The 9,052-nt window shown below is 60.4% G+C and carries 9 protein-coding genes; 1 reads left to right on the top strand and 8 read right to left on the bottom strand.

What is annotated here, in order from left to right:
- Window positions 1-258 (top strand): transposase (locus H145_RS19670; protein ID WP_019946602.1); only part of this gene is annotated, 258 nt, incomplete at its 5' end.
- Window positions 259-308: 50 nt separating this feature from the next.
- On the opposite strand, the gene H145_RS0102710 is transcribed toward H145_RS19670, so the two are convergent.
- The 8 genes from H145_RS0102710 to H145_RS24575 all read right to left on the bottom strand — a co-directional run bounded on the left by H145_RS0102710 (window position 309) and on the right by H145_RS24575 (window position 9,044).
- Entirely contained in the window at window positions 309-1,172 is an 864-nt protein-coding gene (locus H145_RS0102710) for a glycosyltransferase (protein WP_071595107.1), read from the bottom strand.
- Window positions 1,173-1,266: 94 nt separating this feature from the next.
- Window positions 1,267-2,436 (bottom strand): AIR synthase-related protein, encoded by a 1,170-nt coding sequence (locus tag H145_RS0102705; RefSeq protein WP_019946600.1) that lies wholly within the window; start codon window positions 2,434-2,436, stop codon window positions 1,267-1,269.
- A 93-nt stretch (window positions 2,437-2,529) separates the two neighbouring features.
- Complete coding sequence (locus H145_RS23890; RefSeq protein WP_157541020.1) at window positions 2,530-2,883, bottom strand: hypothetical protein; 354 nt, start codon at window positions 2,881-2,883, stop codon at window positions 2,530-2,532.
- 78 nt (window positions 2,884-2,961) lie between these two features.
- A complete protein-coding gene (gene purF, locus H145_RS0102700) occupies window positions 2,962-4,473 on the bottom strand; it encodes an amidophosphoribosyltransferase (protein ID WP_019946599.1) in 1,512 nt (503 codons plus the stop codon).
- 163 nt (window positions 4,474-4,636) lie between these two features.
- Window positions 4,637-5,254 carry a phosphoribosylglycinamide formyltransferase gene (gene purN / locus H145_RS0102695; RefSeq protein WP_205619290.1) on the bottom strand — a complete coding sequence of 206 codons (618 nt, stop codon included), beginning with the start codon at window positions 5,252-5,254 and terminating at the stop codon, window positions 4,637-4,639.
- Window positions 5,238-6,521, bottom strand: coding sequence for a phosphoribosylamine--glycine ligase (gene purD / locus H145_RS0102690; protein ID WP_019946597.1), 1,284 nt, complete (start codon window positions 6,519-6,521; stop codon window positions 5,238-5,240). Before purD ends, purN begins: the two co-directional genes overlap by 17 nt.
- 12 nt (window positions 6,522-6,533) lie before the next feature.
- Entirely contained in the window at window positions 6,534-7,469 is a 936-nt protein-coding gene (locus H145_RS0102685; protein WP_019946596.1) for a phosphoribosylaminoimidazolesuccinocarboxamide synthase, read from the bottom strand.
- A gap of 84 nt (window positions 7,470-7,553) precedes the next feature.
- Window positions 7,554-9,044: a phosphoribosylformylglycinamidine synthase subunit PurQ gene (locus H145_RS24575; protein ID WP_019946595.1), complete on the bottom strand. Its 1,491-nt coding sequence runs from the start codon at window positions 9,042-9,044 to the stop codon at window positions 7,554-7,556.
- Window positions 9,045-9,052: the final 8 nt, after the last annotated feature.

The raw sequence follows: 9,052 nt of genomic DNA, 5'->3' as shown, positions 1-9,052 counted from the left end.
GCATCGGCCCATAAACTTAGTGGGGTAAAACAGTGGCTAGCCGGGCGGGGCGTGGAACTGCTGTTTCTGCCGCCCTACTCGCCCGACTTCACCCCCGTCGAGCAGGCTTGGAGCAAGCTCAAAACCAAGCTACGGGCGGCACAGGCCCGCACCCGCGAGGCGTTAATCGACGCGCTGCAAGAGGCCGTCAACTGGATTACCAGCGCTGATGCGCTCGGGTGGTTCAACCACTGCGGCTATCACGTCGCACAAGCGTAAAGATGGGCTAGATGTTCACGAAACCGCTATATGCGGCCTACCGCGTAAGGCTAGTAGCCGTTAAGCTTCAGAAATTGCTTTACCAGCAGCAAGGTTTTTCTATTACCTGGTGCTAATTGGAGGCAATTATTCAGCAACTCGCCGCCGCGCACAACCGGCATACCTACTTTTATATATTCGGCAATAAAATCCTGAAATACCTGTAGCGTTATGGTAGTTGCTTCGAGCACACAAACTTCAGCGCTGCCGAAGGGTAAATACGTCTGCCGTTTAGTATAATATTGATATGCCCCTTCATACCAATCCGCATTGTGCGAACCGGCCGAGAAGTGCTCAATGGCAATAGCGAAGGTGACGTAATTTTTGTATTTATTGAACACCCGGGTGCAAAAATCCGCGTCGTAAAAATGAAAGGCGGGGAAAGTAACAGGATCAAAGTTAAACTCGGCCCACACCGCCTTGCGGCAGCACATCCACAGCCCATCTACGGTTGCCACGGGAAACACTGTAGCCTTGCTGGGGCGTATATCAAAGCGGTTTTTCTTGCCCTTGATGGTATGCACGACGCTCATTCGTCGGTATTTTATCTCAGCAGGGGCGTACCAGCCCCCCGGCGCTTTGGCCATATAAGTACCACCAGCCACGCCCAGCACCCCTACCGTAGCATCAGCCAGAATAGCTACTACTGTTGCGCCCCAGTCGGCCGTATGGAAAAGAATATCTTCGTGCATAAAGCACAGATATTCGTAGCGGCTTTGTGCGGCCCCAATATTGTAAGCTTCGCAAATACCATACAGACCACCGCTGTTATCTACACCAATAATTTCGTGCGGAATACCAATCGTTTCTTTAACGCTTTTTGCTACTAGTTCCAACGCTTGCGCATCACGAGAGCAGACAATAATGGATAGCATACTGGAGCTTATAGTTACAAGGCTTACTCTGGCTCAGGTTTTTATAGGAAGCTTCTGTTCCATGTGTTGCTTTATAAAAGTACTATAACAACAGTTAGTAAGTATAGCGCAGTTCGCCCGCGCCCACGCGCAACGTCACGCCCGGCTCGGCCGTGATGCGGCCCGCTACCTGGGCCCGGTAGCCGCTGCCGCGCAGGCTGGCCACCACGGCGCCGGCCTGGTCTTCGTCGGTTACCAGCAACATGCCGTTGCCCATGTTCCAGTAGAGGTATGCTTCTTGGGGCGTGATGCCGGCCAGGTCGGCGAGCTGCTGCATGGCGGGCAGCGGCTCGAACAGGTTGTCGAGTTCGGCGCCAACGCCGTTTTTGAGCACCCGCTTGAAGTTATCGGCCAGGCCGCCGCCGGTGATGTGGGCGGCGGCGTGCAGCGGCAGGCCCGCATCGAGCACTGCTGCCACGCCCGGCGAGTAGATGAGCGAAGGCGCCAGCATCACCTCGCCCCAGGTCTTAGCGGTTAGCTGAGAGCTATTAGCGGTTAGCTTTTCGTGCTGGGTGAATTGCTGCTCAGCTTTGACTTTTTCGCTTTGGCTTTCTACTTCGCCGTAAGGCGCCTCGTGCCACTTTTCGCCGAAGGCTTTGGTGAGGGCGCGGCGGGCCAGCGAGTAGCCGTTGGAGCGGAACGAGGGCGAGTGCAATGCCACCACGGCCTGCCCGGCGCGCACGTTGGCCCCGCTCAGGGGGCGCTCCAGGCTGGGGTGCAGCACGCCCACGGCCGTTGAGCACCAGTTGAAGTTCATGCGGGCGCCGGGGTAGCCGCCGATGCGGTTGCCGAGCTCGGCAATTTCGCCGCCCGTTACGGCTATCTGGCTGAACTGGGCCGCGTCGTGCAGGCCGCGCATGAGCTCATCGACCACCGCGTAATCGAGCGTGTTCACGTCGATGATGTTGGAGAGGTTGGTGGGCACGAAACCGGCCACGATGAGGTCGTCGGCTACCATCGCAATCAGGTCGTAGCCCAGCGTGTCGTAGCGGTCGAGGCGCTCGGCCACTTCTATTTTAGTGCCGATGCCGTCGGAGCCGATGCCCAGCCGCTCGTTGCCGAAACGGATTTCGTTGGAGAACCCCCCGGCCAGGTCGCGGGCCGGCTCGCCGGGCTTGCCGGCGCGGGTGGCGAAGGTTTTCTGGGCCCACTCGTAGGCGTTGCGCGAGGCATTGTTGCCTTCTTCGATGGAGTAGCCGGCGGTGGCTTTGATGGATTCGTTCATGCGGTGGACCCCACCCCCCGGCCCCCTCCCCTCCGGGAGAGGGGGAGCCTGACGAAGGTGTAAATGGGCTGTAATGTGTGCTTGGGTGATTTCTTAAATTTCAACGAATGTTTGCAGGCCTTTTGCTGACTTTGCCGGCAGATAATAACGTTCGTCACCGGCAAACCCCAAGTCTATCATAAAGCCACTTGGTAGGTACTTCCTGATGTAAATTTTTGTACCGGGGAATAGCCTAACAGCATGGCGACTATTAACAGTATCAGCAGGTTGATGGTAAACTGATGTGCGGCTTTTCAACACCATGTATTTGGCGTTAACCGAATTGCTCAGAACTTCCGCCACTGACATAAGCAGCTTTATCTCGACCGGCTTACCAGGCACAGCCACTTCTTGCGCTTTCGCAATACAGGGGCTTAATCCGATAAGTATAAATGGTAGCAGCTTCATGTAGCTTACGAGTGATTTAAGCAGCAGGACTGAGGGTTAATCATTATCACCTCCTACCTCTAATTTCTCACTTCTTAATCAATGTTCAGTCGGGGCCGGGGCCTTGGCGCTTACGGAGGGCACGAGGCCGCCAGCGTCCTTTCTTCGGTCAATGCGGTGGCTTTCGCGCTCCTCCTGGATGTGGCCCAGGTATTTGGTGATGTCGCCGGTGGGGTAGTTGCCGGTGAAGCAGGCAAAGCAGCCGCCGCCGTGGCCCTTGTCCTCGGCAAACAGCTCCTGCAGGTCTTCTACTGACTGGTAAATCACCTTGTCGGCCTCGATGTAGCGGCAGATTTCCTCCTCGGTGTAGTTGGCCGCAATCAGCTCGGTGCTCATGGCCATATCGATGCCGTAGATGCAGGGCGCAACAATGGGCGGGGCGCTGCTGATAAAGTACACCTTCGAAGCGCCCGCCTCGCGCAGGATGCGCACGATGCGCCGCGAGGTGGTGCCGCGCACAATGCTGTCATCGACGACGGCCACCTTTTTGCCCTCCACGAACTCACGGATGGGGTTGAGCTTTTTGCGCACGATGTCCTCGCGGCCGGCCTGGGAGCTGACGATGAACGAGCGGCCCATGTGGTTGTTTTTCACCAGCGCCCGGCGGTAGGGCACACCAATGGCCTCGGCCAGCCCCGACGCCGCGAAGTAGCCCGACGAGGGCACATCAATCACCATATCGGGCTGGATACCCGACTCGATGACCTTGCGGGCGAGTATTTTGCCCAGCCGCACCCGCTCGCGGGCTACCAGCCGGCCATTAATGGTGGAGTCTTCGCGGGCGAAATAGATGTACTCGAACACGCAGAACGCCTTCGGCAGGCTGTAGGGGTTCTTGCGGTGCACTTCAAAGTTCTGGTCGATGAAGATGGCCTGCCCCGGCCCCACATTCTCCACGAACTCGAAGCCCAGGTAGTCGAAACAAGTGCTTTCGGATACGAAGGCGTACACCGGGCCAGCCTCGGTCTGGCGGCGGCCCAGCACCAGCGGCCGGATGCCCAGCGGGTCGGTGAAGGCCAGCATGCCGTGGCCGGCAATGATGGTAACGGTGGCGTAGGCGCCCTTCACCAGCTCCTGGGTGGTTTCGACAGCATCAAAAATATCGACTACCGACAGCGCATCGAGGTTTTTGAGGCGCAGCTCGGAGGCGAAGGTGTACATGATCAGCTCCAGGTCGTTGCTGGTTTTGGGCAGCACGTGGTACTTTTCGTGCAGGCGCTTGGCCGCCGAGCGGAAGTTGATGACGTTGCCATTGTGCACCATGGCCAGCCCAAACGGGTAGCTGGTGGTAAACGGCTGGGCCAGCTCGGCATCACTGGAACCCTGGGTGGTGTAGCGGGCGTGGCCGATGCCGATGTTGCCCTTGAGTTTCTTGAGCTGCTTGGGCCGGAACACGTCGGAAATCAGCCCGTTGCCCTTGCACAGGTGGAAGTTACCGTCGAAGGTGGCCATGCCGGCCGCGTCCTGCCCCCGGTGCTGGAGCGCCGTCAGGCCAAACACGATGTCGTGGGCAACATCCTCGGGGCCGTAAAAACCTACAATTCCGCACATGGCGCTGGGATTAGTATTGAGTAGTGGGTATTGAGTAGTGAGATGAAGAAAAGAACGTCATGCTGAGCTTGTCGAAGCATCTCTACCGCAATGCTAATCCTATCGACTACAACGAAGCGGTAGAGATGCTTCGACAAGCTCAGCATGACGTTCATCTATCCTGTCACTGTTCAACTTTTAATTCCTCGCGCAGCAGGGCCGCCAGGGTTTGGGGGTACAGCTGGTGCTCGGCCAGCAAACCGCGGCGCTCGACTTCGGCCAGGGTTTCGGCTCCGCGTAGGTCCACGGTTTGCTGGGCCAGAATGGGGCCGGTGTCCAGCCCCTCATCAACCAGATGCACCGTTATTTTGGTTTCAACCAGCTGATTATCAAAGGCCCATTCGTAGGCGTGCAGGCCCTGATGCTGGTGGGTATCGGCGGGGTGAATGTTGAGGATGCGGCCCGCGAAGGCGCGCACAAACGTGGGCGAGAGGATGCGCATGTAGCCGGCCAGCACCACATAATCGGGCCGGTATTGGCGCAGAATTTCCACCACCTCGGCGTCGAACTCGGCCCGCTTCCGGCCCTGGCTGCTGAGGCTGGCCGTGGGGCAGGCCAGCGCGGCGGCCGTGGCCAGGCCGGGCGCCTCGGGGTGGTTGCTGAACACCACCGCCACCTCGGCCAAATCGCGCAGAATGCCGGTCTGGGCGGCCGTTACCAGCGCCACCATGTTCGAGCCCCGGCCCGAAAGCAGGATGGCCAGCCGGGCCTTAGGGGCGCTATGGTTACCAGTTGGTTGCAAGGACGGGTTCCGGCCGTTGGCCGATATCAGGGCGGAGGTACATATCCTGGAACGTGACCCGGGCCGCTTCGCGGTACACGTACTGCACGGCGTCTTCCAGCGTGGCACCGTGGCCCACCAGCACCAGCACCCGGCCGCCGTTGGTCGTCAGCTCGCCCGCCGAATTACGCTTGGTGGCCCCATGAAACGCGAGGATGCCAGGGTGCAGCTCGGCAAGGCCCATGATGGGAAAACCAGTCGGAAAGCCACTGGCCGGATAGCCGCCCGAGGCCAGCACCACGCCCACGTAATGGCCGGGGCGCTGGCGCACGGTGGTCTGGGCCAGCGTGCCATCAAGAGCAGCTTCGATGAGTTCCAGCAGGCTGCTTTGCAGGGCGGGCAGCAGCACTTCGGCCTCGGGGTCGCCGAGGCGGGCGTTGTATTCGAGCAGCTTGGGGCCCTGGGGCGTGAGCATGATGCCGAAGTACAGGAAGCCCTTGAAATCAAACTGTTCGGCCTGAATACCTTCCAGCGTGGGGTCGATAATCTGGGTGCGGATGGCGGCCAGGATATTGTCGTCGGCGAAGGGCACCGGGCAGTAGGCGCCCATGCCGCCGGTGTTGGGGCCCTGGTCGCCAGCCAGCAGCTGCTTGTGGTCCTGGGAGGGGCTGAGCAGGCGGATGCGGTTGCCGTCAGTGATGCCGATGATGCTGATTTCGGGGCCGCTGAGCTTTTCTTCGAGCAGGAAGCTGAACCAGCCGCTGTGCTGGGCCTCCAGGTCATCCAGCGCCGCATGGGCTTCTTCTACGGAAGAGCACACGTACACGCCTTTGCCGGCCGCCAGCCCGTCGAACTTTACCACTACCTGCCCATGCAGCTCGGCCGCTTTGGCGCGGGCTTCGGCCAGCTTATCACTCCGGAACTGCCACGACTGGGCCGTGGCCACGCCGTGGCGGCGCATGAAGTTCTTGCTCCACACCTTCGAGCTTTCCAGCGTAGCGCCCGCCCGGCCTGGCCCAAACACCCGAATATCGGAGCCGGCGAAGTAGTCGGTGACGCCGGCCGCCAGCGGGGCTTCGGGGCCCACCACCACCAGCTTGGCGTCGTGTTCTTCGCAAAACTGCTTGATGGCCGGGAAGTCGAGGGCACTGATATCGGGGTGACTGTTGGGGATGCCGGCGTTGCCGGGCAGCACGTGCACGGTGGCGCCGTCCTGGGTGAGTTTCCAGGCCAGGGCATGCTCGCGGGCCCCGCCGCCGAGCAGGACTATGGGTTTAGGAGCTGTCAAATTCGTTTTCGCTTAAGATTCACTTTCATGCTTCATAATACCGGCCCGCACGAGGTTGCCCACGAGGCGGGTGCGCACGTCGCCGGTAGTTTCGTCGGCTATGGACAGCGGCGCGCCGGTTATCCGCTCGTAGATGTCGAGGTAGCGGCGGGTGGCTTCGGCGGCCACTTCGGGCGTAAGGGCGCGCGGGTACTGGCCGTCCTGCTTGTTGGCAATGAGCCACTGGCGCACGTACTCCTTGTCCATCTGCTCCACGGCTTCGGGGTTGCGGGCGTAGTCGTCGGCGCTCCAGAACCGCGACGAGTCGGGCGTGTGGATTTCGTCAATCAGAATCAGCTGCCCATCGAGCAAGCCGAACTCATACTTGGTATCCACCAGGATGATGCCCCGCTCGGCCATCCACTCGGAGGCGAAATTGAACAGCTCCAGGGCCTTTACCCGCATCTGCTCGTACAAGTCGGCCGACACCCACCCTTCGCTCACCAGGCTCTCGGGCGTAATCTCGCGGTCCGATTCCTCTTTGGTAGTAGGCGTGACGATGGGCTCCGGGAACTGCTGGTGCTTGGTCAGGCCGTCGGGCACCGTTACGCCCGAAAAGGTGCGCTGGCCCTGCTGGTAGCCGCGCAGCATCGAGCCGGTAATGTAGTTGCGCACAATCATCTCCACCCGAATCGGCTCGGCCTCGTGGGCCAGCGTCACGTTGGGGTCGAGCAGCTTGATGACGTGGTTGGGCACGATGTGCTTCGTTTTATCGAACCAGAACGCGGCCAGCCCGTTCAGCACCGCCCCCTTGTAGGCCACGGGCGTATCGAGCACCGAGTCGAAGGCCGACAGCCGGTCGGTTACCACCAGCAGCCGCTCGCCCGAGGGTGCCCGGTACGAGTCGCGCACTTTGCCGCGGTGCAACAGTTCCAGCTGGGGAGTGGCGAAGTGGTCGAGCGTGTTCATGTAATGGAGCGTTGATGGATTCGTTCGGTTGGTTGACTCACCCCCCGGCCCCCTCTCCAGGGGGAGAGGGGGTGTCAGACGACATTAGTTCTTTAAAGAATGCTGGAGGAGAGCTTCGCTGATTTTTTGCAACACAGTAGGCAGCTGGTGAAGCACCTGACCATTGGTAAAGCGAAGTACATGGTAGCCAATGCCTTCCAGCTCGTAGGTGCGACCAGTATCGTATTCAGCTTGCCCGGTTTCGTCATGCACCTCACCATCCACCTCTACAATCAGGTTGTGTTGGGTGCAGATGAAGTCTACAATGAATTTCCCGATGGCATGTTGCCGCCGAAATTTGGCGTCATTTAGCTGCCGGTTTCGCAACGCCTGCCACAAGACATCTTCGGCTGGAGTGGGCTCGCGCCGCATTTCTCCACTAAAGGATTTCAGTCGCTCAAACCACTGCTTTTTATCCGCAGTCAATCGTGGCCGGTTGCCCAACTCTTCAGCGCCAGGCTCCCCCTCTCCCCCTGGAGAGGGGGTCGGGGGGTGAGGCAACGAGGCCACATGCTCCACGATATTCCGGAACAGCTTCAGTCCGTCACCTTCCTCGCTCAGGTCCGGGTTAGCGCGTTTGCGGCGGGCCCAGTCGGGGTGGTTATATAAGGAGAGGAACGCTTCGGGGTGGGGCATCAGGCCGAACACGCGGCCGGTGGTATCGGTCAGGCCGGCGCAGTGCAGGTCGGCGCCGTTGGGGTTGTGCGGGTAGTTGGCCGTGGGCGCGCCGGCCTCGTCGAGGTAGCTGAGGCAGTTGAGGCCCCGGGCTTCGATGGCGGCGGCGGTTTCGGGGCTGCCGATGAGCAGGCGGCCCTCACCGTGGCGCACGGGCACTTCCAGCGTGTCGAGGCCGCGCAGGAAGGGCGTATTGCTTGCGGGGTTGACTTTGAGCCGCACCCAGCGGTCTTCGTAGCGGCCCGAGGCGTTGTGGGTCAGCGTGACTTCGGGCGTTACGGTGCCGGCCAAGTCGGGCAGCAGGCCCAGTTTCACCAGCACTTGGAAGCCGTTGCAGATGCCGAGCACGTGCTTGCCGCCGGCCACAAACTCCCGGATATCGTCGAGCAGCGTGCGGCCCTGGTCGTTTTTGCGGTAGCGCAGCTTGTTGGCCAGCACCACGCCCGAGCCTAAATCGTCGCCGAACGAGAAGCCGCCGGGGAAGTTGAGGATATCGTAATCGTGGATGCTGATGTGGCCGTGCAGCACCTGATTGAGGTGCACCACGGTAGCCTCGGCGCCCGCCAGCCGGTAAGCCGCCGCAAATTCCTCCTCGCAGTTGATACCGAAGCCGGTCAGAATGAGCGCCTGAACCTTGGCGTTGTCGGTTGTCAGTTGCGAGTTGTCAGGCTGTGCTTCCGGGCTGCTTTTCAGCGGCTCGTTGGACTCGTGGCCGCCGTCGACGCTTTTATAGCCGGGCAGCAGAATGTTGCCGTCGCCGTCCACCATTTCGTAGCCGGGGTCCTCGGGCCGGGGGCGCGGGGGCAGGTTCAGGTCGGGCAGATTTGGGTGCTGATCTGGCTGTTGCTGGTCGTTTTCCATGAGTACTG

The sequence above is a fragment of the Hymenobacter aerophilus DSM 13606 genome, from assembly GCF_000382225.1.
GTDB lineage: Bacteria > Bacteroidota > Bacteroidia > Cytophagales > Hymenobacteraceae > Hymenobacter > Hymenobacter aerophilus.
Note: the sequence above shows the minus strand (reverse complement) of the source record. Positions and strands in the feature narration are given on the sequence as shown.

Coding starts and splice junctions, on each gene's coding strand:
- H145_RS0102710 (WP_071595107.1), bottom strand. CDS start 1,172: ATGCTATCCATTATTGTCTGCTCTCGTGATGCGCAAGCGTTGGAACTA.
- H145_RS0102705 (WP_019946600.1), bottom strand. CDS start 2,436: ATGAACGAATCCATCAAAGCCACCGCCGGCTACTCCATCGAAGAAGGC.
- H145_RS23890 (WP_157541020.1), bottom strand. CDS start 2,883: ATGAAGCTGCTACCATTTATACTTATCGGATTAAGCCCCTGTATTGCG.
- purF (WP_019946599.1), bottom strand. CDS start 4,473: ATGTGCGGAATTGTAGGTTTTTACGGCCCCGAGGATGTTGCCCACGAC.
- H145_RS0102685 (WP_019946596.1), bottom strand. CDS start 7,469: ATGAACACGCTCGACCACTTCGCCACTCCCCAGCTGGAACTGTTGCAC.
- H145_RS24575 (WP_019946595.1), bottom strand. CDS start 9,044: ATGGAAAACGACCAGCAACAGCCAGATCAGCACCCAAATCTGCCCGAC.